The organism is Arsenicibacter rosenii, from assembly GCF_001870735.1.
Taxonomy (GTDB): domain Bacteria; phylum Bacteroidota; class Bacteroidia; order Cytophagales; family Spirosomataceae; genus Arsenicibacter; species Arsenicibacter rosenii.
In genome coordinates this window covers 685,842-708,752 of the sequence record NZ_MORL01000001.1, presented here as the reverse complement: position 1 = coordinate 708,752, position 22,911 = coordinate 685,842, and the positions used below count along the sequence as shown (strand labels likewise).

General features: G+C 51.5%; 19 protein-coding genes and 4 tRNA genes. 13 read left to right on the top strand and 10 right to left on the bottom strand.

The window, feature by feature from the left end:
* Window positions 1-26: 26 nt before the first annotated feature.
* Window positions 27-2,291, bottom strand: coding sequence for an aconitate hydratase (locus BLX24_RS02710; protein ID WP_071501511.1), 2,265 nt, complete (start codon window positions 2,289-2,291; stop codon window positions 27-29).
* Window positions 2,292-2,700: 409 nt separating this feature from the next.
* On the opposite strand from BLX24_RS02710, the gene BLX24_RS02705 reads away from it, so the two are divergent.
* A complete protein-coding gene (locus BLX24_RS02705; RefSeq protein ID WP_071501510.1) occupies window positions 2,701-3,159 on the top strand; it encodes a CHRD domain-containing protein in 459 nt (152 codons plus the stop codon).
* Window positions 3,160-3,217: 58 nt separating this feature from the next.
* Here BLX24_RS02705 and BLX24_RS02700 read toward each other — a convergent pair whose 3' ends face one another.
* Window positions 3,218-3,814, bottom strand: coding sequence for a hypothetical protein (locus BLX24_RS02700; protein WP_071501509.1), 597 nt, complete (start codon window positions 3,812-3,814; stop codon window positions 3,218-3,220).
* A 255-nt stretch (window positions 3,815-4,069) separates the two neighbouring features.
* On the opposite strand from BLX24_RS02700, the gene BLX24_RS02695 reads away from it, so the two are divergent.
* The 7 genes from BLX24_RS02695 (at window position 4,070) to BLX24_RS02665 (ending at window position 12,929) form a co-directional block, all read left to right on the top strand.
* Window positions 4,070-5,665, top strand: a complete 1,596-nt coding sequence (locus BLX24_RS02695) for a hybrid sensor histidine kinase/response regulator (RefSeq protein WP_071501508.1) — start codon at window positions 4,070-4,072, stop codon at window positions 5,663-5,665.
* Window positions 5,666-5,756: 91 nt separating this feature from the next.
* Window positions 5,757-9,353, top strand: coding sequence for a response regulator (locus BLX24_RS02690; RefSeq protein WP_071501507.1), 3,597 nt, complete (start codon window positions 5,757-5,759; stop codon window positions 9,351-9,353).
* Window positions 9,354-9,403: 50 nt separating this feature from the next.
* A complete protein-coding gene (locus tag BLX24_RS02685) occupies window positions 9,404-9,769 on the top strand; it encodes a response regulator (RefSeq protein ID WP_071501506.1) in 366 nt (121 codons plus the stop codon).
* An 11-nt stretch (window positions 9,770-9,780) separates the two neighbouring features.
* Window positions 9,781-10,590, top strand: coding sequence for a CheR family methyltransferase (locus BLX24_RS02680; protein ID WP_071501505.1), 810 nt, complete (start codon window positions 9,781-9,783; stop codon window positions 10,588-10,590).
* Window positions 10,572-11,165: a chemotaxis protein CheB gene (locus BLX24_RS02675; RefSeq protein WP_071501504.1), complete on the top strand. Its 594-nt coding sequence runs from the start codon at window positions 10,572-10,574 to the stop codon at window positions 11,163-11,165. Before BLX24_RS02680 ends, BLX24_RS02675 begins: the two co-directional genes overlap by 19 nt.
* A gap of 71 nt (window positions 11,166-11,236) precedes the next feature.
* Window positions 11,237-11,749 carry a DUF2911 domain-containing protein gene (locus BLX24_RS02670; protein WP_071501793.1) on the top strand — a complete coding sequence of 171 codons (513 nt, stop codon included), beginning with the start codon at window positions 11,237-11,239 and terminating at the stop codon, window positions 11,747-11,749.
* Window positions 11,750-11,915: 166 nt separating this feature from the next.
* Complete coding sequence (locus BLX24_RS02665) at window positions 11,916-12,929, top strand: AraC family transcriptional regulator (protein WP_071501503.1); 1,014 nt, start codon at window positions 11,916-11,918, stop codon at window positions 12,927-12,929.
* On the opposite strand, the gene BLX24_RS02660 is transcribed toward BLX24_RS02665, so the two are convergent.
* Together BLX24_RS02660 and BLX24_RS02655 are read right to left on the bottom strand one after the other, a co-directional pair.
* Window positions 12,908-13,915 carry an NmrA family NAD(P)-binding protein gene (locus BLX24_RS02660; RefSeq protein ID WP_071501502.1) on the bottom strand — a complete coding sequence of 336 codons (1,008 nt, stop codon included), beginning with the start codon at window positions 13,913-13,915 and terminating at the stop codon, window positions 12,908-12,910. The genes BLX24_RS02665 and BLX24_RS02660 overlap by 22 nt on opposite strands.
* A gap of 23 nt (window positions 13,916-13,938) precedes the next feature.
* Window positions 13,939-14,298 carry a DUF4260 domain-containing protein gene (locus BLX24_RS02655; protein ID WP_071501501.1) on the bottom strand — a complete coding sequence of 120 codons (360 nt, stop codon included), beginning with the start codon at window positions 14,296-14,298 and terminating at the stop codon, window positions 13,939-13,941.
* Between the two features lie 200 nt (window positions 14,299-14,498).
* On the opposite strand from BLX24_RS02655, the gene BLX24_RS02650 reads away from it, so the two are divergent.
* Complete coding sequence (locus BLX24_RS02650; RefSeq protein ID WP_071501500.1) at window positions 14,499-15,620, top strand: carboxypeptidase-like regulatory domain-containing protein; 1,122 nt, start codon at window positions 14,499-14,501, stop codon at window positions 15,618-15,620.
* Here the strand turns inward: BLX24_RS02650 and BLX24_RS02645 are convergent.
* The 6 genes from BLX24_RS02645 to BLX24_RS02620 all read right to left on the bottom strand — a co-directional run bounded on the left by BLX24_RS02645 (window position 15,608) and on the right by BLX24_RS02620 (window position 18,801).
* Window positions 15,608-16,324: a PD-(D/E)XK nuclease-like domain-containing protein gene (locus BLX24_RS02645; protein WP_071501499.1), complete on the bottom strand. Its 717-nt coding sequence runs from the start codon at window positions 16,322-16,324 to the stop codon at window positions 15,608-15,610. The genes BLX24_RS02650 and BLX24_RS02645 overlap by 13 nt on opposite strands.
* A 6-nt stretch (window positions 16,325-16,330) precedes the next feature.
* Window positions 16,331-17,353 carry an LLM class flavin-dependent oxidoreductase gene (locus BLX24_RS02640; protein ID WP_071501498.1) on the bottom strand — a complete coding sequence of 341 codons (1,023 nt, stop codon included), beginning with the start codon at window positions 17,351-17,353 and terminating at the stop codon, window positions 16,331-16,333.
* 809 nt (window positions 17,354-18,162) lie between these two features.
* A tRNA-Arg gene (locus tag BLX24_RS02635) sits at window positions 18,163-18,236 on the bottom strand.
* Between the two features lie 194 nt (window positions 18,237-18,430).
* Window positions 18,431-18,505 (bottom strand) — tRNA-Pro (locus BLX24_RS02630).
* Window positions 18,506-18,565: 60 nt separating this feature from the next.
* Window positions 18,566-18,643, bottom strand: a tRNA-Pro gene (locus tag BLX24_RS02625).
* A 71-nt stretch (window positions 18,644-18,714) separates the two neighbouring features.
* Window positions 18,715-18,801: transfer RNA gene (locus BLX24_RS02620), tRNA-Ser, on the bottom strand.
* Window positions 18,802-19,210: 409 nt separating this feature from the next.
* On the opposite strand from BLX24_RS02620, the gene BLX24_RS02615 reads away from it, so the two are divergent.
* The 4 genes from BLX24_RS02615 to BLX24_RS02600 are packed head-to-tail and all read left to right on the top strand — an operon-like array spanning window position 19,211 to window position 22,872.
* Window positions 19,211-19,930, top strand: a complete 720-nt coding sequence (locus tag BLX24_RS02615; RefSeq protein WP_229201679.1) for a vWA domain-containing protein — start codon at window positions 19,211-19,213, stop codon at window positions 19,928-19,930.
* Between the two features lie 57 nt (window positions 19,931-19,987).
* Window positions 19,988-20,674, top strand: a complete 687-nt coding sequence (locus BLX24_RS02610; protein WP_071501496.1) for a tetratricopeptide repeat protein — start codon at window positions 19,988-19,990, stop codon at window positions 20,672-20,674.
* Between the two features lie 27 nt (window positions 20,675-20,701).
* The gene (locus BLX24_RS02605; RefSeq protein ID WP_071501495.1) at window positions 20,702-21,877 is read left to right on the top strand and encodes an acetyl-CoA C-acyltransferase; all 1,176 of its coding nucleotides are present in this window, start codon (window positions 20,702-20,704) and stop codon (window positions 21,875-21,877) included.
* A gap of 44 nt (window positions 21,878-21,921) precedes the next feature.
* Complete coding sequence (locus BLX24_RS02600) at window positions 21,922-22,872, top strand: phosphoribosylaminoimidazolesuccinocarboxamide synthase (RefSeq protein ID WP_071501494.1); 951 nt, start codon at window positions 21,922-21,924, stop codon at window positions 22,870-22,872.
* Window positions 22,873-22,911: the final 39 nt, after the last annotated feature.

Sequence of the window (22,911 nt, the reverse complement as noted above, 5' to 3'; positions counted from 1 at the left end):
GGGATAGTATATCGAAGTCCGGGCGATTACGCCTGCTTCATCTTAATCAGGTTCAGGGCCGCACCGGCTTTGAACCACTCGATCTGTCCTTCGTTGTACGTATGGTTTACCGGGAACTCGTCGACCGATCCGTCGGCGTGCGTCAGCCGGACGGTCAGGGGCTGACCAGGGGCAAACGTCGTCAGACCCAGGATGTCGATTGAGTCGTCTTCCTGTACTTTGTCGTAATCGGCAGGGTTAACAAACGTCAGCGCCAGCATACCCTGCTTCTTCAGGTTGGTTTCGTGGATACGCGCAAATGAGCGAACCAGAATCGCCCGGACACCCAGGTGACGGGGCTCCATCGCCGCATGTTCGCGTGATGAACCTTCACCGTAGTTTTCGTCACCCACTACGACCGAACCGATACCGGCAGCCTTGTAAGCCCGCTGTGTAGCCGGTACTTCGCCGTACTCGCCGGTCAGCTGGTTTTTCACGCTGTTTGTCTGGTCGTTGTAGTAGTTGACCGCGCCAATCAGCATGTTGTTCGAGATGTTGTCGAGGTGACCACGGTACTTCAGCCATGGACCGGCCATCGAAATGTGGTCAGTCGTACACTTGCCCTTTGCCTTGATCAATAGTTTCAGGCCAGTCAGGTCGGTACCTTCCCAGGCCTTGAACGAATCAAGCAGTTGCAGACGATCTGAGGTAGGGCTAACCAGTACGTTAACGCCTGAACCATCTTCGGCAGGAGCCTGATAACCGGCATCGTCAACGGCATAGCCTTTAACCGGCTGCTCAATGCCCTGCGGCTCGTCGAGCATAACGGCTTCCCCATTTTCGTTGATCAGCGTATCGGTCATCGGGTTAAACGTCAGGTCACCGGCAATCACCAGGGCCGTCACGATTTCCGGCGATGCCACGAACGCGTGTGTGCTAGCGTTACCGTCGTTCCGCTTGGCGAAGTTCCGGTTAAACGACGTAATGATTGAGTTCTTACGGCTCGGATCGTCCATGTGGCGAGCCCACTGACCGATACAAGGACCACAGGCATTGGCCAGAACGACACCACCCATGTGCTCAAATGTATCTAAGAGACCATCGCGCCCGGCGGTGAACCGTACCAGTTCAGAACCTGGCGTAATGGTAAACTCCGCTTTTACTTTCAGGTTTTTCTTCGTCGCCTGCTCAGCGATGGACGCCGAACGGGTCATGTCTTCGTACGACGAGTTCGTACACGAACCGATCAGACCTACGTCCAGTTTCTCCGGCCAGCCGTTTTCTTTAACCGCCTTGGCGAAGTTAGACAGTGGCCATGCCAGATCCGGCGTGAACGGACCGTTGATGTGTGGCTCCAGTTCCGACAGGTTGATCTCGATCAGCTGGTCGAAGTAAGACGCCGGATCAGCGTATACCTCGTCGTCTGAGCGCAGGTCAGCCGCTACCGCACTGGCCGCATCAGCGATATCCGCACGGTTCGTCGACCGCAGGTAATCACCCATTTTCTCGTCGTAAGCGAAAATCGATGTGGTCGCCCCGATTTCGGCACCCATGTTACAGATGGTACCTTTACCGGTGGCCGACAGGCTTTCTGCACCTTCGCCGAAATATTCAACGATGCAGCCCGTACCGCCTTTTACGGTCAGGATACCGGCCACACGCAGGATCACGTCTTTTGCCGAAGCCCAGCCGCTCAGTTTACCCGTCAGTTTTACACCGATCAGTTTAGGCATTTTAAGCTCCCATGGCAGACCGGCCATCACGTCGCAGGCATCCGCGCCACCAACACCGATAGCAATCATACCCAGACCGCCGGCGTTGGGTGTGTGTGAATCCGTACCGATCATCATACCGCCCGGGAAGGCGTAGTTTTCGATTACGACCTGGTGGATGATACCGGCACCCGGCTTCCAGAAACCAATGCCGTATTTGTTCGACACCGACGCCAGGAAGTCGTATACTTCTTTGTTTTTATCGTTGGCAATGGCCAAATCCTCTACAGCACCAACTTTAGCCTGAATCAGGTGATCGCAGTGTACAGTTGACGGTACGGCAACTTTTGACCGGCCAGCCTGCATAAACTGTAACAGCGCCATTTGGGCTGTTGCGTCCTGCATCGCAACACGGTCAGGGGCAAAATCAACGTATGATTTTCCGCGCTCATAAGCTTGAGTCGGGGTACCGGCTGACAGGTGAGCGTATAAAATTTTCTCCGACAATGTCAGAGGACGGCCTACTACCTTGCGGGCAGCTTCGACGCGCTCGCCTAAACCAGCGTAAACGCGTTGAATCATGTCAAAATCAAATGCCATAGCAAATAATGAACTGGGTCTAAAGTTGCGTTCTCTTTTTTGTTCTGAGCTGCTGAGTATTGAGTTGCTGAGTTCAGGATAATACCGGAAAACAAAGCACAGACAACCAGGAACGCAGCACCAAAGATTGATTGACGCAGATTGGTTTTTCAGCCTCAAAATTAAGGCATTTTTGGCAATACGGACTTTATACTGATTACAAATACTGAAATAATTGGTAATCAGTATAGATTATCCGGCTCAAAACCCGGTTTTAAGGAAGTTTTGGCTGACGGGGGCCGGGCCGTTCGCTCAGTTTGAGAAACGGCTGACAATATTGTGGGGTTGAATGACATTGTAATAGTGATAAGAAGATTAATCCGATGGGATATAGTCTTAAACTAGTTTGCAACTTAAAACTCAACAGCGAATGAACTCGAAATGGATTGGAGGGGCGGCCTTTTTGGCAGTGATGACAGTTTTTGCAGCCTGTAACAATGACGACGATAACAACAACAACCCCACACCGACAAACAATGTCGTAAATCTGAAAGCAGACATTAACGGCTTACAGGAAAAACCAACATCGACAACCTCAACGGCTACCGGTACGATGACCGGTACGATCGATACGACGACGAACGTCATGAGCTATACTGTGACGTACCAGGGCATCACGCCGACCGCAGGCCACATTCACCGGATTGACAGTGCGAACGGGACGGGTGCGCCAATTATTCCGTTTGCCAGCCTGACCTCACCCATCAGCGGTACTACGTCTCTGCGCCGGACTCAGCGGGATAGCATTCTGGCGGGACAGTATTACGTCAATTTCCATACAGCGGCTTATCCGAACGGTGAAATCCGCGGAGATATCAAAAAACAGTAGCGTTGTTTAGTACAAAAAAAGGGCTGCGTTTTACGAAACGCAGCCCTTTTTTATGAGCTTATTTGCCCTGTGGGGCCGGCGGGTTGATCATGATGTGAGCCCGGTGCGTACCCGGGTCCATAATCCAGGGCATACCCGGTGCCGGGGGAGAGGTGGGCAGACCGGTACTTTCGGTCGTGGCGTAAGGAATATAGACCACACCCCGCTGATAGCCGTCTTTTACCTCGCCGGTTGCCAGGTCGACGTTTTCTTCTTTTGCGGTATAGACAAACAAGGATGACGGATGCTTCGGCATCGCCCACTTCCCGCTTTTTACCTCTGCTTCCCGTATTTTCAGGATCTCGTCCGGCTTTTTCCCTTCCTGCTTCAGCTCACGGCCCCGCTTCATAAAGGGCTCCAGGTCGCGGTGGTAACACGACACGCTGAAGCCTTTCTGAGCCGGATCGTCGGCCAGGCAAATCAGTTCGTTGGTACCTTTCCGGAGTTCAACCAGTTCTTTGTTCGGGTTGTAGCCCAGCACCGTTGCCCCGTCGCGCTTGTCGGCCGGTGCGGCCAGCGTGGCCAGCTTAATCTGTATGGCAGCGGGTGGGAGCGAAGACTGGGCGAATGTCTGTACGGCCACCAGGGCGAGTGGCAGGTATAACCAGCGTTTCATGTCTGTAAGTGGTTTAGTATTGGTTTTGTATGCATGCAAGTTAGGGGTTCCCGACCGAATTCCGGCTATTCTGTAAAAAATCGGGAAAGGCAAAAAAAAACGTATTTAGTTTACAATCAGTGGGGATTAGTTTACGGGAATCGTTGTACGCTAAAAAAATACGCACATGAAAGATAATTCAATTAATTTCGGTGTAGTTACGTGTAAAACGTACATATTTACTCACGTTAAGGTATAAAACGCGTTTCCTGGGATATGATTCTCATTGTTGATGATAGGCCAGAAAATATACTTCCGCTCAGAAAAATTCTTGAACTGCACCAATTCCCGGTCGATAGCGCTGAGTCGGGAGAGGAGGCGTTAAAGAAAGTGCTGAAGAATAATTATTCTGTTATCATTCTGGATGTTCAAATGCCGGGTATGGACGGCTTTGAAGTGGCCAATGCCATCGCGGGCTTCAGTAAAGCACGGGATACATCCATTATCTTTCTTTCGGCCGTTAATACCGAGAAAAAATTTATTACCAAAGGCTACAGCTCGGGTGGCATCGACTACCTGACCAAGCCGGTAGATCCCGATATTCTGGTACTGAAAGTTAAGACGCTGCACCGGCTCTATAAACAGCAGGAGGAGCTTCGGGAGGCCCAGAAAGCGCTTCAGAAAGAAGTTGAGGTCCGCAAACGGGCGCAGGAAGCGCTGGCCGAACGGATGCAGGAATTGCAGTCGGTGATGGAGTCGCTTCCGCAGATTGCGTTTACCGTTACAACGGACGGCCGGATTGAATACGTCAATAACCACTGGTTTTTATACTCGAAAGACGCCCATACCTTTCCCGAGCTTCATCCGGATGATCACTCTGTTTGTGAGGGCTGGGAAGTAGCCAGAGTATGCGGCGAAGAATTTGTCAGGGAAGTCCGGCTGTGTGATCTGCACACGAAAGCATACCGGTTTTACCTGCTCCGGATTGTGCCGGTACGGCAGGAAGGAAGTATTCTGCGCTGGGTCGGGACGTTTTCCGACATTCATTCGCAGAAAGTCACCGCCGAAATGCTGGAGCAGGAAGTCAGTAAGCGGACGCAGGAATTGTTAGCCAAAAACAATGAACTCGAACGGACCAACCATGAACTACAGCAGTTTGCCTGGGTGGTCTCGCACGATTTAAAGGAACCGCTCCGGAAAATTCAGGTTTTTAACGACATGGTTAAGGAGAATTACCTGAAAGACAACCCTGAGGCGGTCTCGTATCTGGACCGGTCGATCCGCGCGTCGGCCCGCATGTCACGGCTGATTAAGGATTTACTGGCGTATTCCCAGCTGACGGTTCCGGCCCCGTTTATGCCGACCAACCTGAACGAGCTGATGCAGGAACTGCTGGTTGATTTTGAAGAAACAATCAGCCGCAAAAAGGCGAAGATCACCATTGAAACCCTGCCGGTGGTTGAGATTGTTCCCGGACGCATACGACAGGTGTTTCAGAACCTGATCAGTAATGCCCTGAAATTTTCCCGTCAGGACCAGGCCCCTGAAATCAGCATACGGGCAGAACTGATCAGCCGTAAGGATATTGACAGTCCGGCTTCTGAAACGGGAGATTACTGCCGTATTGTGGTGGAAGACAACGGCATCGGCTTCGATGAAAAGTTTCTGGACCGGATATTTGTTATCTTTCAGCGCCTTGAAACCCAGGGTAATTACGAGGGTACCGGTATTGGTCTCGCCATTGCCAAGAAGAATATTGATAAGCATGGCGGACTGATCTGGGCACGAAGCAAGGTAAACGAGGGCTCTCAGTTTGTCATTGTGTTACCATTAGTACAGCGCCCTGAACCGGTCGTTGTCATGAAGTCATAAATACCGCAGACCTGCCGGCAGCTTACCCGCTGCTGCGTTACCCACTCCGCGTTAACAAAAAGATTTATTAGGCCCAACGTTCACGTATTCAATGACATCAGCTGCCACCACTGTCATCCGACAGTTACAGATCGTTTTTTCAGCCTCCATTCTGATACTGGTGCTGAGCTTATTTGCTTCGTATTACAGTACACAGAAACTGATCGACAATTCTAAGTTAGTGAACCACACCAATCAGGTCCTGATTGAAGCCGAGAATGTAATCTCCTACATGAAAGATGCCGAAACGGGGCAGCGCGGGTATCTGGTAACGCTCGACGAACGGTTTTTGCAGCCATACACAGGCGCCTATGAAAAAGTGGCGAATTCGTATGAGGTATTGGTTGGTTTAACGAGTGACAACCAGTTGCAACGCCGGCATCTGGAGCTGGTGAAAACTCTCTACGAGAACAAGTTCAATCAGATGCAGAAAGTGGTTGATCTCGTAAGGCGATCCAGCCGGTCAGCTCAGGATACCGTAGCCCGGCATCGTGAAATGCTGCGCGGGAAAAAAATCATGGACGATCTGCGCATTGTGGTGAACCGGATTAAGCGGGACGAAAATGCCCTGTTGAAGCGGCGTCTGGACCAACAGCAGTTCTATATTACCTATACGCCTTATTTGCTGGCCCTGGCGGCCATCATTTCTATCCTGATTACGGTAAGCACCTATATCCGTATCAAACGGGACCTGGATGAACGGATTGCCCGGCAACGGGAAGCCGAAGCCCGGTATCTTGAAACAACCCGGCGTATAACCGATATGGAAAAAGTCACCTCGGCCATTGCCGGAGGCGATTATACGGTCCGGTCGCAGGATGAAAAAGAGGATGAGCTGGGCCGGATCGCCAAAGCGCTCAACAGCATGGGCAGTGCACTGGAACAGACATTTACCGACCTGAAAGCCAGAAACTGGCTACAGGCCGGTACGGTTACCCTGAGTGAGGCCATCCGGGGGCAGCGGGAGCTGAAACGTCTGGCGGCCGGGCTGATCGACGCGATCGCTAAGTATGTAAAGGCACCGCTGGGTACCATTTACATCATCAATGACGATGGCAGCTACGGGCTGATGGCCGGTTATGCCGCCAAAAACGTACCGACCCGTCTTTTGCCCGGAGAAGGGCTGGCGGGCCAGGCGATTACGGCAAAGAAAACCATTGTTGTTTCCGATTTTCCGGAGGCGTATTTCGACATCAACTCGTCGCTCGGAGCCGTCCGCCCGGCTACCATTGTGGTGCTTCCGCTGCTGTATGACGGGGTGTGTATCGGCATAATTGAACTTGGCCTGCTGAAAGCCCCGACGGAGCTGGAACTGGCCTTCCTCGAAGGAAATACCGAGGCCCTGGCCATCGGAGTAAACTCTGCCCTGGATTACATCAAACTGCAGAATTTCCTCGAAGAAACGCAGGCGCAGTCGGAGGAGCTTCAGGCCCAGCATACCGAGCTGGAAAACCTGAATGCCGAACTCGAAATGCAGGCCCAGAAACTTCAGGCGTCGGAGGAAGAACTCCGGGTGCAGCAGGAGGAATTGCAGCAGACCAACGCCGAACTCGAAGAGCGCAGTTTCCTGCTTGAGGAAAAAAATGCGGAAATCCAGCGGAAGGCCGAAGAACTGGAAATCAGTACCCGTTATAAATCCGAGTTCCTGGCTAATATGTCGCACGAACTCCGGACACCGCTGAACTCCATTCTGTTACTGAGCCGGTTATTGTCTGAAAATGACGAAGAAAACCTGACCACCGACCAGGTGGAATACGCAAAAGTCATCCAGTCGTCGGGCAACGGCTTGCTGGGGCTGATTGATGAGATTCTGGACCTGTCCAAGATTGAGGCCGGTCAGATGAAACTCGAATACCTGGAGGTAGCGGTCAACGACATTACGTCGGAGTTGTCGGCCTTATTTACACCACTGGCGCGGGAGAAAAAACTCGACTTTTCGATCAGCGTGGCTCCGAATGTGCCGCCAATTATCGAAACGGATAAGATGCGGCTTGGACAGATCCTGAAGAATCTGATTTCCAATGCACTCAAGTTTACGGCGCAAGGTAGCGTAACGGTGGCAGTACAACGGCATCCAAAGCAGAAGGACGTCATTTGCTTTGCCGTGAAAGACACCGGTATCGGGATTCCGGCGGATAAACAACATCTGATTTTCGAGGCCTTCCAGCAGGCCGACGGGTCGACGAAACGGAAGTATGGCGGAACGGGACTCGGCCTTTCCATCAGCCGGGAACTGGCAAAGCTGCTGGGCGGTGAAATTCTGCTGGCCAGTACGCCGGGTAAAGGCAGCGAATTTACGGTCTGTATCCCGGTTAATCCCGATAAAGAGTTGATGCTGCCTGCGAAGACACCGGTGATTGTCCCGAAAGCAGAGCCTGTGCCGGTGGTGGCAGAGCCGAAAGAGCAGTCTTACATCAGTACGCTGATTCCGGCTGCGATACCGGACGACCGGAAAGAGATTACCGAAGCAGACAAAACCATTCTGATCATTGAGGATGATACCGGTTTTGCGCGGTCACTGCTCGATTATTCACGGAAACGGGGCTACAAAGGCATTGTTTCGGTGCGGGGGGACGAGGGGCTGGAACTGGCCGGCATCTACCAGCCGCACGGCATTTTGCTCGATATTCAGTTGCCGGTGATGAGTGGCTGGGAGGTGATGGATGCCCTGAAGGCCAACCCGCGGACACGGCACATTCCGGTACACATCATGTCGTCGCACCGCCTCAAGAAGGAAAGTATCCTGAAAGGAGCGATTGATTTTGTGAATAAACCCATGGCCTTTGAGCAGATGCAGGATGTGTTCAAAAAAATTGAATATGTGCTCGACCGGAAGGCCAAAAAGGTACTGATCATTGAAGACAACCCGAAGCATGCCAAGGCACTGGCCTACTTCCTGGAAACGTTCAGCATTAATTCGGAGCTGGAGAGTGATGTTTCGGCCGGTATTGATGCCCTCAAACGGAAAGAAGTTGATTGTGTGATTCTGGATATGGGTATTCCGGATTCGAAAGCCTACGAAATGCTGGAAGAAGCCCGGAAAAACCCGGGGCTCGAAAGCCTGCCGATCATTATTTTTACCGGGAAGAGCCTGTCGATGGCCGAAGAGCTGAAAATCAGAAAGTACGCTGATTCAATTATTGTCAAAACCGCCCATTCGTATCAGCGCATGCTGGACGAGGTATCGTTGTTCCTGCACCTCGTCGAAAACAACAAGGGATCGGGAGGAACGGCGCTGGAAGAACGTAAACTGGGCGCCTTGAGTCAGGTCCTGCAAAACCGGACGGTGCTGGTGGCTGATGACGACGTGCGGAATATTTTCTCCTTGTCGAAAGCGCTGGAAACCTACAAAATGAACGTAGTAACGGCGCTCGACGGCAAGGAAGCCTTGCAGAAACTAGCCGAAAATCCGGCTATCGACGTGGTGTTGCTCGACATGATGATGCCGAAGATGGATGGCTACGAAACGGCCCGCAAAATCCGCGAAAACAACCAGTGGAAAAACCTGCCGGTGATTGCCGTGACGGCCAAGGCAATGACCGGCGACCGTGAAAAGTGCATTCAGGCGGGTGCGTCCGACTATATTACCAAACCGGTGGATATTGATCAGCTTATGTCCTTACTGCGGGTTTGGCTCTATGAGCGCTGAACAGACCGATGAGTACTACACAGAGGCAAGGCGATAAAAAATAGAACAACATGCGTAAGAAAAAAGTATTAATCATCGATGATGACGCCAGAAATATCTTTGCGCTGAAGGCTACCCTGAAAGCAAAGTCATTTGACTGCCTGTCGTCTCTTCACGCTGATGAAGCATTGGAATTATTAAAAACGGATGAGGAGGTTGATGTCATTTTACTGGATATGATGATGCCGGATATTGATGGCTACGAGGCCATTCCGCGGATACGGAGTATTCGTTCGCGCCGGGAAGTGCCCATTTTCGCCGTTACTGCCCAGGCCATGGTCGGTGACCGCGAAAAATGTCTGGAAGCAGGTGCCGATGATTATATTTCGAAGCCAATAGACGTCGATAAATTATTGACATTACTCGCTCGTATTTAACTTGTTTATTGATGATTGAGGAGCATGATCTTGATCTTTTACTAAATGATCTTTTTGAACTATACGGATACGATTTCACCAACTATGCACGGGCCTCGCTGAAACGGCGGGTGCAGCGGCTATGTTCTCTGGACAAATTCCCGAGCTTTGCCGAGCTACGCTACCGGCTCCGATCTGATGAAACGTACCTGAAACATTTTGTGGAGGAACTGACGGTCAACGTAACGGAGATGTTCCGTGACCCGGGCTTTTACCGGGTGCTTCGGCAGGAAGTGATTGATAACCTGCGGGCCAAACCGTTTATCCGTATCTGGCATGCCGGCTGCTCAACCGGCGAAGAGGTATATTCTATGGCCATTCTGCTGAAGGAGGCCAATCTCCTGCATAAATCCCTGTTGTATGCCACGGACCTGAATCCAACCGTACTGGAAAAGGCCCGTAAAGGTTTTTTTTCGCTCAGCGAAATGAAGCTTAATTCTGAAAATTACATTGCTTCAGGCGGCGTGCAGGATTTTTCGTCGTATTACACCGCACATTACGGGCAGGTTAAGTTCGATGAATCGCTGAGCGAGAAGATGATCTTTTCTACCCATAACCTCGTGTCCGACAGTTCATTCAACGAATTTGACCTGATTCTCTGCCGTAACGTATTGATTTACTTTGATAAATCCCTGCAGGAACGGGTACTGCGTTTGTTTTATGACAGCCTGGCACAACTGGGTTTTCTGGCACTCGGTACGCGCGAAACGCTCCGGTTCTCCGGGGTTGAGCCGAAGTTCAAACAGTTTTCACAGGAAAAAATATGGAGAAAAGTAACGTAAGCCATTCCTGTAAGGCTGTTATCATCGGCGGATCGGCCGGTAGCATTGAAGTGTTACTGAAAATACTGCCGGCCTTGCCCGAACCACTGACCTATACGCTCATCATTGTACTGCACCGGAAACATACGGCAGAATCGGCCCTTGCGGATCTGCTGACCAGTAAAAGCCGGCTGGTTATTCACGAAGTGGAGGATAAGGAGCCGCTTCTGCCCGGCAATATCTACCTTGCCCCGGCCGATTATCACCTGTTGATCGAGCACAGCCTGGTGTTTTCGCTCGATGCATCCGAAAAAGTAAACTATAGCCGGCCTTCGCTCGATGTTTCGTTTGAGTCTGCCGCAGATGTGTTTGGCCCTTCCCTGGTCGGGATTCTGCTGTCCGGAGCCAATGCCGACGGAACCCTTGGCCTGAAAGCCATTAAGCGGGCCGGAGGGCTGATTATTGCCCAGAAACCAGAAACCGCCCGCGTGGCCTATATGCCCCAACAGGCCATTCAGGAAGCTGGCGTAGATTATGTACTCGATATCTTCGAACTGGCCCGACTGCTCAATTTGCTAAATAATCAGGGAGATTGACGCCTGATTTATCGGAATAACCCACTAGAGTTACTACATTTAACTCCTGAATGATTGATAAACAAATACACATGAAAAAGGTATTCGCCTTCTTTTTTTCGCTGCTGGCTTTCACCGCCATGGCTCAACAGGACAAAGCCAGCCGTCCTAGTCCGCCGGCTCAGGCAAAAGCAACCGTTGGTAGTAAAACCATTACCATTGATTACAGCCAGCCTGCTGTAAAAGGTCGTAACGTGTGGGACCCTGCCGGTAAAATTGCGCCCTATGGCCAGGTTTGGCGGACCGGAGCTAACGAAACAACCGCCATTGACTTTTCGGATGATGTAAAACTGGAAGGCAAAGACGTGCCCAAAGGGAAGTATGCCCTGTTTACCATTCCCGGTGAAAAGGAGTGGATTATCATTCTCAACAAAACGATTAAGTGGGGTGCTTTCTCCTATAAGCAGGATGAAGATGTGCTGCGCGTGACGGTACCGGCGAAAAAAGCCAAATCGTTTACCGAGAAATTTACCATCGATATTACACCGAAAGGCGTCGTATCGTTGACCTGGGCCGACGCAACGGCTTCCTTTACGGTAAAATAATATTCGCTGACGGCCACGTATCCGGGACTCAGGCTCTCAGGATCAGGGCCGTTACTGATTTTTGTCATGCCAACACAGGAAGCATCGTTGGCGCATTCCCTGAAGCCGCCTGTGCGATGCTTCCTGTGCCGGCATCACAGAAGTAAAAAATAAGTATCTTCGGTGTATGGTTGCTGCACATACGCTGTCTGTTTCGTCATTTAATTTGATTCTTTTCGGGGCCCGGCTACGCGGAGCGGATACCGATGCCCTGCTCACCGCTGTTGGCGTAACGGCTGAACAGCTTAAGGACCCCGACGGCCGCATTCCGATTCCGGTGGTGCAGCAGTTGTGGCGCGAAGCCATAGACGCCACCAATGATGCCCATCTGTCGCTCCATCTCTGCGAATTAATCAACCCCGTTGCCGTAGGCGTACTGGCGTATGTGATGATGCACTGCCCGACACTGGGGAAGGCATTCGAGAAACTATGTCAGTATCAGGATATTGTCTGCGAAGGCGTCGTGACCGAAGGAGTCCATTTGGCTGATAACGGGTTTGCGCTGCGCCTGCACATCATCAGCCCCGACATTATTTATCCCGATCATGCGCTGAACTCAGAACTGAGCATTTATCAGGCGGCCATGCGGGCGCTGACCGGTCTGCACGTGATTGCCCGCGAAGTGCATTTTGAATATCCCCGGCCGCTGGATACGACAGAACACGCCCGCATTTTTGCCCCCGCCCGTCTGGTATTCGATGCGCCGGTTACGCAGATGATTCTTGATGCCGACTGGCTTCAGACACCGGTGCTGAATGCAAATCCGGCCTTGTTTCCGTTGTTCGAACAGCATGCCAACGACCTCATGGCAAAGCTCCGGCAGCCCAGCCTGTCTGCCCGTGTCAAGCAGGAAATTCTTAGTTTGCTGAAAGGCGAAGAACCGACCCTTGCCCTCGTCGCCGACCGCCTGGCCATGGGTGTCCGCACCCTGCAGCTTCACCTGAAAGATGAAGGCGTCACCTATCAGCAACTGCTCGACGAGGTAAGGCGGGAGCTGGCCGTGCGCCATTTGCGGGAGCCGCACCTGAGCACGACCGACATTGCCTACCTGCTTGGGTTCTCCGAGCCCAGTGTATTTTTCCGGTCGTTCAAGCGCTGGACCGGCCAGACCCCCGGCGCTTACCGTACCGTTGCTGCCTGATGCCCGGGCGAAAAGGGCAGCTTATGCTCCCGGGCAAACCAGCCGAGCGTTTCCGTAAGGGCGTCATCCAGGGGCGTTTCGGCGAAGTCCGGAAAAAGCGTCCGGACGCGGCTGTCGTCCAGCAACACGGTGTTTTCATAGAGGTAGCCCATCTCTTTCACTTCGCGCAATACCGGAATAAACCAACCCATCAGACTGACAAACAGTTTACTGTAAATCGTTACCCGCAACGGTTGACCGGTCAGCTGCGTGAGGTGCTGAAATAAACTGCGCATGCTCCCGAACGTGTGTCCGCCATAGTTCCAGACCGAGTAAGCGGGCGACAAGGCCGTATTGCCTGCGGAGGAGAGGGCCATTAACCGGCCGATGATCACGGCTGCATCCGGTGTATAAACGGTCTGGTGCGGAATGTCGGCATTATACAACCACGGAATAGCCTTACCGGTCAGTGCGTTAACAAAAACCGGTTTCACGCCGTCATTCATCACGTTCGGCCCCCAGAAATCGGGTAGCCGCACATTAATCACCCTGCATTTTCCCGCCAGTGCGGCTTCTTCCAGCATCTGTTCGATGTGCAGCCGCAACTCGCCTTTCCGGCTGCACGGGTTTGGCAGGGCGTCTTCACGGATAGGCGTTTGGCTGAGACCGAAGCTGTAAATATTGCCCGGAAAAACAAGCGTCGTCTCCGGATCCACGGCATCGATCAGCTTTTGGGTGACGACGTCCATTTGGCCAAACCATTGGTGGTATGGGTAGTTGATGCCATGAAAAACGAAATCTTTGCCTTTGGCCAGCGACTGAAGGAAAGCGGCGTTTTGGGCATCGCCTTCAACAACGGTCAGGTGAGCTGACTGGCCGAAAAGCGACACGGCTTTTTGGCGGTTGCGGACCAGGATAGTTACGCGGTAGTGTTGCCGGAGCAGGTACCGGGTGACGGCATAGCCAATGCTGCCGGTCGCGCCGAGTATGAGAACAGATGGGTTCATGAGTATATTATTTACCGGAATGGTTACGAATGTTGCGTGCCGACAGTGCCTAAATGCGTGTGCCGGAAACTATCGGCGTATTTGAATCCATAGCCCATGACCCGATCCATACTGGCATGGCCGAACAGAATGAGGCCGGTCAGCATCAGCAACGGAGAAGCGAACAGAAAACCGGCAACCCCGATGGCAACCGCCAGACCTTTATGGTGGCCGAGATTATAGCCGATTGCTCCGGCTTTCGGGTTAATCAGGTAACCGAGCATGCTGATGTCAGGAACAAGCAGCAAGGCCGGATAGACCCACCAGGCATATGGTAAATAGGAGAAGAGGACGATCGATAAGATCAGCTGGGCCAGTTCTTCGGTTTTTAAGAGCGTTTTCATCGTATTTTTCTTTGATGTATTGACACAACAAAGGTCGGTGACCACATCCGAACCGGCGCTGACACTATATGCAAGCCGACTGACGGATGACGAAAAAAATCCGGTCTGCGTCGGAAACTGGCCGGAAATGAAAAAAGTAAACCTATAACTAAGTTGTTAGTTATAATGTGTAGCTTTGCCGGAACACAAGTGCGTGAGGTATGACAAGGGTGCTGATCCTGATAATTCTTTTTTGTTCGTGGGAGGGGATGGCGCAGCGGACCCTTCGCGGACAGGTCATCAACGGAGAGACCGAAGAACCGTTACCGTTTTCAACCGTTTTTCTGGCAAATACGACCAAAGGAACCACGGCCGATGAGCACGGCCGCTTCGTGTTGACGAATGTACCCTCCGGGCGGTACGACATGGTCGTTTCGTTTGTCGGTTATGAAACCCTGGCTTTTCCGGTGCAGGCAGACAGCGCCCGTACGTATAAAATCAGACTGAAGCCAATCGCCAATCAGTTGGCTGAGGTTCATGTAAAGGCGAAACGGGATGCCGAATGGGACGAACACCTGCAGTTTTTCAAAAAAAACTTTATCGGTTCCAGCGAAAATGCCGGAGACTGCCGGTTGGTGAACCCCGAGGTACTTTGGTTTGATTTCAAGCCGGAGATTCCGTTTCTGACCGCAGGGGCCCGCGAGCCGCTCAAAATCGAAAATAAAGCCCTCGGATACACCATTACCTATCTGCTGGAATCGTTTACGTTCGACTATAAAAACCACTATCTGGCCTACATGGGCTATCCGGTTCTGCAGGAAATGACCTCCCGGAATAAGCGCCGGCAAAAGCGCTGGGAGGAAAACCGGCAAAAGGCATTCTATGGCTCACCGATGCATTTTATGCGGGCAGTACACGAGCGCCGCCTGGGCGAGGAGGGATTTGAGTTGCGCCGGATTATCGAAAAGGAAGATACGGTCCGGATGAGCGGTATGCCGGTCCGCACCCGGAAAACGCGTATGCTGATCCGTACCCCGCTGCCGGAGAACTACCTTGTGGTCGCTGATTCGTCGGATGCCGGGCATTCTCTGTTGAAATTCAGTGATATCGTGCAGGTTACGTATACCAAAGAAAAGGAATCACAGGAATACCTGCGCGCACAAAGTCCGTTTTCGCAGTCCTCCGGGCGTGGGGGACCGCAAACGTCGGTGATACAGCTCAAAGGGCCGGTAATCCGGGTGGAGCCGAACGGGAATTACTATGAGCCCCTCGATATCTTGTTCGAAGGCTACTGGAGCTGGGAAAAGGTTGCCGAGCTGTTGCCGTTGAGCTACAAACCCTGACTGGTACGTTGCCAGGCAGACGGGCGCCAGCCTGTCGGGTTTGCCAGTTCAAGGGATGCTTTCCGGAGCAATGTCTGGTATTTTTGGCGGCCAATCTGCAGCATCCGCGGATGCTGGTTCATGTCAACGACATATACGTGATAGGGCCGTTGCTTCTGTAACCCAATAAAATAAACGTTGTTGCGCAGCGGCTGTTCCAGTTTCAGACTGAGGGCGTCGAGGTAAAACGCTGCCTGCCTGTCATAGTCGTACTTATCAAAACACTTGACAAACTCCTTCAGCGAGGCCGCAGATGTAGTTTTCAGATCTACCACCCACGGCTGATCCCGGTAAAATCCGATGGCATCCAGTTTGGCCTTACAGGCAACCGTTCCGGTTGGTGATGGCTGGTCAAAAAGCAGAATCTGCTCAGTTGAGGTAAAGGTGAAAGGGCCTTTATCCTTATAAAGCGACAGAAAATACTGCCAGGCCCGTTGCATATGCGCCAAATCTGTGCGTTGCTTTTCAGGATGCAGCTGCCAGTCAACGGGCTTATCGGGTTCCAGAATAAGCTGATGAAACGTCGTGCCGAATTGGGCCGTCGACGGGTAGATAGGGCGTACGGCATAGCCCATCTGCAAAAAATGGAGTTCTGTCAGGTCAGAATTCGCGATTCTGGGCAACGACCGGTATTCGGATTCTGCCAGGTTGATCGGTTCGAGCATGCGAAGTTAACGAAGGACAGGGGCGATGTGTTTTCCGATGAGTTCAATGGCGTCCAGCAATTGCCGGTGCGAGAGGCCGGCGTTATCCATCTGAAAGGTTACCCGCGAGATACCGCCCAGTGCCTCGCTATGGCGGAGAATTTTGTCGGCTACTTCGTCGGGACTGCCAATCAGTAACGCGCCTTTTTCCCGCGTCTGTGCCTCAAAGTGGGGGCGGGTTACCGGTGGCCAGCCACGTTCGCGTCCGATACGGGTAAATGTTTCGGCATAGCCCGGAAAATAGGTGTCCAGCGCCTGCTGCCTGGTTGCAGCAACATAACCCAGTGAGTGTAAGCCAACTTTAAGGCGTTCCGGTGCATGTCCGGCCCGTTTTCCGGCCTCCCGGTACAGGTCGATAAGGGGCTTAAACCGGTGCGTTTCACCGCCAATAACGGCCACCATCAGCGGCAGTCCCAACATACCGGCACGGACAAATGACTGCGGGGTGCCACCCACACCCAGCCAAACCGGAAGTGTTTCCTGCACCGGCCGCGGGTAAACCGTCTGATTGACCAGCGCCGGCCTGAAGGTACCCTGCCAGTTAATCGTCTCCTTGTCGCGGAGAGCGAGCAGCAAGTCCAGTTTTTCGGCAAAAAGCGCATCATAATCCTCCAGATCATACCCGAACAGAGGGAAGGCTTCGATAAACGATCCGCGACCGGCCACAATTTCCGCCCGCCCGCCGGAAATAATATCGAGCGTTGCAAAACTTTGAAAAACCCGTACCGGATCGGCTGCGCTCAGCACCGTTACGGCACTGGCAAGCCGGATCTTTTTGGTACGGGCCGCCGCAGCACCCATGATAACGGTCGGGGCGGAGTCCATAAACTCCTTGCGGTGATGTTCACCGATGCCGAACACATCCAGCCCTGCCTCATCGGCAAACTGAATGCGGTCGAGCAGGTTGGTCATCTCCTGCATGTATTGGGCCGCGGTCGGCCGTATGTCGTGGGCATTCGTGCCGGCAAAACTATCGATACCTGTTTCCATTGAGTTGTTCTTTATGCGCAAAGATCCAAAGATACTGACAATCCGGTCGTATGATAAACAAAAAGCAGCGCGGCAAAACTGTAGGTGAAAATAAGGTTGAATCCGAAAAACGGTCCATTGCAGACGGGGAGAAAAAAGCCGGAAGCGTTTATGCCTTTCTATTCAGGTAAGTGGATGGTTATCAATGAAAGCTCAATAGAAGCATACCCAGATGATAAAGCTCCAGAATAAGATTGTGCCGATAAGCAGAATGAGTAAACCAAGAGCGGGAAAGTAGTTTCGTTTCATAGGCGCAAAGGCTTGCTCTCCTTTACGATATAAAAGACCGGTTAGATTGCCCGGGCAGACGTCAGGCGTAAAAAAAAGAACTGAAAATATAATACGGTAACAAGATGCTGTAACACAGGCCTGCCGGCAAGCAAATGTTCTGTCAGGTAGCTTAATGAGTATTCATGCACCCTTTTAAACAGACCCTGCTGAAACGGCGTAGAGGCTGTGTAAATAGTTTGTCAGTTTGGGTACTTGTGCCCGGAAAATAAAGGTTGATAAGCAGGGTGAATGCTGAAAATGATTAAATCAATTCCTTGATAAAAAAAATAACGATAGCAGCATGTTTGTTGATAGAGAGGTAATTAAGAACTATATAAAGCTTCTAGATATACAGCTATTTCGACGCCGCTTTTGCGTAAAATCCAGGACGAACCTTCTTAAAATCAGTATGGTTTATCTGTTTTTTTTAGCCTGTCGGGTAAAATTCAGAAACTAAAAAAGCGTCGGTAATTCCGACGCTTTTTTAGTAAAATATGTAGTGATCCCGTTTGGATTCGAACCAAAGACCGCCTTCTTAGAAGGAAGATGCTCTATCCAGCTGAGCTACGGGACCCTTAGGAAAAACAGAATAACGAGGTGTACCAATTTTTCCGGCCACAAAGATAGAAAAAATAAAGCTGTAAGCAAAGAAAGTAGCGTTTTAGATTAAGCGCTCCCTGTCTGCAAATGTATCTTAAAGCCCGATGGAGTAGTTGATGAACTGTATAAATAAAAAAACCTTCAGACTCAAAGAATCTGAAGGTTAAGTCGGGGTGGTAGGATTCGAACCTACGACCACCTGGTCCCAAACCAGGTACGCTAACCGGACTGCGCTACACCCCGTGAAGTTGATACAAAGGTAACTCTAAAAAATGAATTAAAACGCCTGAAGAGCAATTTTAATGGTCGGGGTGGTAGGATTCGAACCTACGACCACCTGGTCCCAAACCAGGTACGCTAACCGGACTGCGCTACACCCCGAAATATAAATTTCTAGAGAACACTCTCTGTATCAGTCTGTCAAATAAATCCGGAAACCGTTGTTTCCGAGGCGGAGAGAGAGGGATTCGAACCCTCGGTACCCTTACGGGTACGGCAGTTTAGCAAACTGCTGGTTTCAGCCACTCACCCATCTCTCCGTTTTCGCGATTGGCTTATTGCTGATCGGGACACAAAAGTAGGACGTATTTTGGCGTTTGTCAAGCTTTTTATGAAAAAATATTTCAGGAAACTGTAAATTCGCAAAAGCAAACGCATGCTGATTTATAAATAATTCGCTTGTTTTCAGGTGAATATCATCAAAAAATGACCTGGTTATATTCGTTAACTTTTTTAGAATTTTTTTTCGTTGGACTGTTTTTGCTACTCTATGCCGGCTTCTTTTTCCGGACGTTTTATTTAGCACGGCAATTACAAACAACGGCGTGGGCAGTAATTCCTAAATTTTTTATTCGTTCCGGGTATTTGATTTTATTATTAATTGCGCTGCTGGGTCCTTCTTTTGGTGAAGCAGATCAATCAATAAATTCACAAATCCGCGATATTTTTTTGTTAGTTGATGTCTCGAAATCAATGGATGCGTCGGATATTTCCCCTACACGTCTTGAGCGGATCAAATACGATATCCGTCAGTTAACCGATTCGCTGGCGGCAGACCGCTTCGGATTAATGGCCGTTGCCGACGAGTCATTTGTGCTTTCGCCGCTGACGGCCGATCACGATGCCGTCAAGCGGTTTACACTCGATTTGCAGACAAATGTCTCACCCGTCGGGGGCACAAACCTTTGCATTGCCCTTGACGGGGCATTACAGAAGTTCACCGGTGATCGTTCGACCCGTCAGAGTTCAAAGGCAATTGTCCTTTTTTCTGACGGTGAAAACTTCGGGCCCTGTAGCCAGAACATGGTCAGGCGGCTGAAAGCGTTTGGTATTACCCTTTTTACAGTAGGAGTCGGAACCGAAGGAGGAAGCACCATCCGGCAAGGCAACGACTTTGTGCGGGATAACCGGGGACAGATTGTAAGAACCAGACTGGATCGTTCGTTTCTCCAGAGACTGGTGTCTGCTACGAACGGGAAATATATAGAAGCCGATGCGAATTCAGCTTACCTGACAGAGCTGGCCGGGCAGCTGCGGACGTTACGCGGCCAGGTTGTTGACCAGCAGCGGGTAGCTGTTACAACCAATAAATATTACTACTTTCTGGCGGCGGCCTTAGCACTGATCATCTTCGATCTGCTCTTTACGCTTCGGACATTCCGCTTGTAACAGAAGAAGTCCAATTGAAAGATTCGTGCTAATTTTGGCGGGAGGATTTATAGACATATGCGTTTTTTCGTACTTATATTGGCTCTCTGGCTATGGAACTGGCAAGGTTTTGACCAGATTTCGGTGCGTAACCTGGCTCTGAAGCAGGCAGAGCAGGCGTATTCGGCGGGGAACTATGCAAGGGCGGCCGAACATTACAGCTTTCTGATTAAAACGGAACCCCGGGTAAATCCGGACATCCACCTTAATTTCGGACATGCCCTGTTTCGGACAAAACAGTACCGTCTGGCCCGTCAGCAGTATAAACAGGTGATGGCCTTCAGTGAACCGTCGTTGGTCGCCACGGCTACGAATCAGCTGGGAGTTATTGCCTGCTTTGAGCGTGATACTGTCGGTGCCTTATCTCTGTTCAAAGAAGCTATGCTCAACAATCCGGCGGATAAGTCTGCCCGGTATAACTATGAATTAATAAAACGCATATATTCCGGAAAGACAAAGCCGCCGCGGCAGAAGAAGCCTGAACCGGCTCCGAAGCAGCAGCCAAAGCCTCAGCAGGCGAATTCTGAGACCGAACAGTCTGATGAACAGAAAGACGTACTTCGGAAACTGCGGAATCTGAATATGTCCGAAGAGCAGGCTATGCAAATTCTGAATGCCATGCGCGACGATGATCTGCCTTATGCGCTGGCCCGGCGACGGCGTCAGGCGGAAACAAAAAAGCAGGGAACAGCACAGCGCTGGTGAGTTTACACTTCATAATAAAAATCAGAGATGAACGAAGTTGTCATTGTTTCGGCCGTTCGCACACCCATCGGCAGTTTTGGCGGGGTGCTGGCCAGTCTGTCTGCGGTTGAGTTGGGCGCGGCGGCTATCAAAGGGGCCCTGGCCAGGGCCGGTATACAGCCTGAACTGGTGCAGGAGCTTTACATGGGTAATGTGGTTTCGGCAAATGTCGGACAGGCACCCGCAAAACAGGCAGCATTGCTGGCGGGCCTGCCGGCTACGGTACCCTGTACAACCATCAACAAGGTCTGTGCTTCCGGTACCAAAGCCATTATGCTGGCGGCTCAGTCTATCCAGCTGGGATTGGCCGAAATCGTTGTTGCCGGTGGCATGGAAAGTATGTCAAATATCCCTTACTATGTGCCTAAAGCACGTTTTGGCTACAAATACGGCAACGGCGAGCTGATCGACGGGCTGGCCAAAGATGGTTTGACGGATGTGTATGACCAGTGTGCAATGGGGGTTTTTGCGGACCGTACAGCTGAAAAATACGATATTTCGCGCCAAAAACAGGATGAATACGCAATTCAGTCGTACCGGCGGGCGGAAAATGCGACCGCGAGCGGTACCTTTGCGGCTGAAATCGTATCCGTAGCGGTGACTGGCCGGAAAGGCGTTGTTACCGTAAGCGAAGATGAAGAGTTCCGGAATGTAATCTATGACAAAATTCCGGACCTGAAACCGGCTTTTTCTAAAAACGGGACGGTAACGGCTGCCAATGCGTCAACGATTAACGACGGCGCATCGGCCCTGGTGGTGATGAGCCGCAGAAAGGCGGATGAACTGGGTCTAACCCCCATGGCCCGGATTCTGGGATATGCCGATGCGGAACAGGAGCCTCAGTGGTTTACAACGGCTCCGGTTAAAGCGGTGCCGGTCGCTGTAGAACGGGCCGGACTGAGCATGGACGATATTGATTATTTTGAAATAAATGAAGCCTTTTCTGTGGTTCCGCTGGCATTCAGCGAGCTCCTGCAGGTGCCTCAGGGAAAAATGAATGTCCTGGGCGGAGCGGTTTCCATCGGTCATCCGCTGGGGGCATCCGGCGCCCGGATTGTAACAACGCTCACCAACGTATTGCAGCAGCATAACGGACGGTATGGTGCCGTCGGGATCTGCAATGGTGGTGGCGGGGCTTCGGCACTTGTAATAGAAAAGCTATAATACGTTCGGAGGCAGTTTGCCTGCCTTCCGGACTAACGATAACCATGACTGCAATTAGCGAAACGAATTTCTCCTTTCCCGGACAGACGGGGTATTACCGCGGTAAAGTGCGGGATGTGTACAGCTTTGACCAACCCGACGGCGGGTCGCGTCTGGTCATGATCGCTACGGACCGGATTTCGGCGTTTGACGTTGTGTTACCCAAACCAATCCCGTATAAAGGGCAGGTCCTTAATCAAACGGCAGCGCATTTTCTGCGTTCGACGGCTGATATTGTGCCCAACTGGCTGGTAACCGTACCGGACCCGAATGTGAGTGTCGGGCTGAAGTGTACTACCTATCCTGTTGAGATGGTTGTACGGGGGTATCTGGCCGGTCATGCCTGGCGGCAATACCGCGCCGGTTACCGCATCCTCTGCGGGGTGACGCTTCCGGAAGGGCTGCGGGAAAATGACCGGCTCCCTCAACCCATTATTACGCCGACCACCAAGGCGCATGAAGGGCATGACGAGGACATTTCCCGCGAAGAAATTCTGGCCCGCGGAATCGTCGCAGAAGCAGAATACGTACAATTAGAAAACTATGCCCTGGCGTTGTTTGCCCGTGGTACGGAAATGGCGGCTGAACGGGGCCTGATTCTGGTTGACACAAAATATGAATTCGGTAAGCTCGACGGACAGATTTACCTGATTGATGAGGTACATACGCCGGATTCGTCGCGGTATTTCTACGCCGATGTGTATGCTGAAAATCTGGAGAAAAACCTGCCGCAAAAACAATTGTCGAAAGAGTTTGTCCGCGAGTGGCTGATTGCCAACGGCTTTCAGGGGAAAGAAGGACAGACCGTTCCGCCGATGTCGGCTGAGTGGATCAGCCAGATTTCGGCGCGGTATATTGAGTTGTATGAAACCGTGACCGGAAAAACGTTTGTACGGGCAGAAGACGGCGATCCGTTAAGCCGGATTGACGCCAATATCCGGAAAACGCTGTTGTAGGTATCAACGGTTAGCCCGATTAACTTTCTGATAATTTAT

Bases quoted from the DNA above. Each gene is read 5' to 3' on its own strand.
- BLX24_RS02710 (WP_071501511.1), bottom strand. From the start codon at position 2,291: ATGGCATTTGATTTTGACATGATTCAACGCGTTTACGCTGGTTTAGGC.
- BLX24_RS02705 (WP_071501510.1), top strand. From the start codon at position 2,701: ATGAACTCGAAATGGATTGGAGGGGCGGCCTTTTTGGCAGTGATGACA.
- BLX24_RS02700 (WP_071501509.1), bottom strand. From the start codon at position 3,814: ATGAAACGCTGGTTATACCTGCCACTCGCCCTGGTGGCCGTACAGACA.
- BLX24_RS02695 (WP_071501508.1), top strand. From the start codon at position 4,070: ATGATTCTCATTGTTGATGATAGGCCAGAAAATATACTTCCGCTCAGA.
- BLX24_RS02690 (WP_071501507.1), top strand. From the start codon at position 5,757: ATGACATCAGCTGCCACCACTGTCATCCGACAGTTACAGATCGTTTTT.
- BLX24_RS02685 (WP_071501506.1), top strand. From the start codon at position 9,404: ATGCGTAAGAAAAAAGTATTAATCATCGATGATGACGCCAGAAATATC.
- BLX24_RS02680 (WP_071501505.1), top strand. From the start codon at position 9,781: ATGATTGAGGAGCATGATCTTGATCTTTTACTAAATGATCTTTTTGAA.
- BLX24_RS02675 (WP_071501504.1), top strand. From the start codon at position 10,572: ATGGAGAAAAGTAACGTAAGCCATTCCTGTAAGGCTGTTATCATCGGC.
- BLX24_RS02670 (WP_071501793.1), top strand. From the start codon at position 11,237: ATGAAAAAGGTATTCGCCTTCTTTTTTTCGCTGCTGGCTTTCACCGCC.
- BLX24_RS02665 (WP_071501503.1), top strand. From the start codon at position 11,916: ATGGTTGCTGCACATACGCTGTCTGTTTCGTCATTTAATTTGATTCTT.
- BLX24_RS02660 (WP_071501502.1), bottom strand. From the start codon at position 13,915: ATGAACCCATCTGTTCTCATACTCGGCGCGACCGGCAGCATTGGCTAT.
- BLX24_RS02655 (WP_071501501.1), bottom strand. From the start codon at position 14,298: ATGAAAACGCTCTTAAAAACCGAAGAACTGGCCCAGCTGATCTTATCG.
- BLX24_RS02650 (WP_071501500.1), top strand. From the start codon at position 14,499: ATGACAAGGGTGCTGATCCTGATAATTCTTTTTTGTTCGTGGGAGGGG.
- BLX24_RS02645 (WP_071501499.1), bottom strand. From the start codon at position 16,324: ATGCTCGAACCGATCAACCTGGCAGAATCCGAATACCGGTCGTTGCCC.
- BLX24_RS02640 (WP_071501498.1), bottom strand. From the start codon at position 17,353: ATGGAAACAGGTATCGATAGTTTTGCCGGCACGAATGCCCACGACATA.
- BLX24_RS02610 (WP_071501496.1), top strand. From the start codon at position 19,988: ATGCGTTTTTTCGTACTTATATTGGCTCTCTGGCTATGGAACTGGCAA.
- BLX24_RS02605 (WP_071501495.1), top strand. From the start codon at position 20,702: ATGAACGAAGTTGTCATTGTTTCGGCCGTTCGCACACCCATCGGCAGT.
- BLX24_RS02600 (WP_071501494.1), top strand. From the start codon at position 21,922: ATGACTGCAATTAGCGAAACGAATTTCTCCTTTCCCGGACAGACGGGG.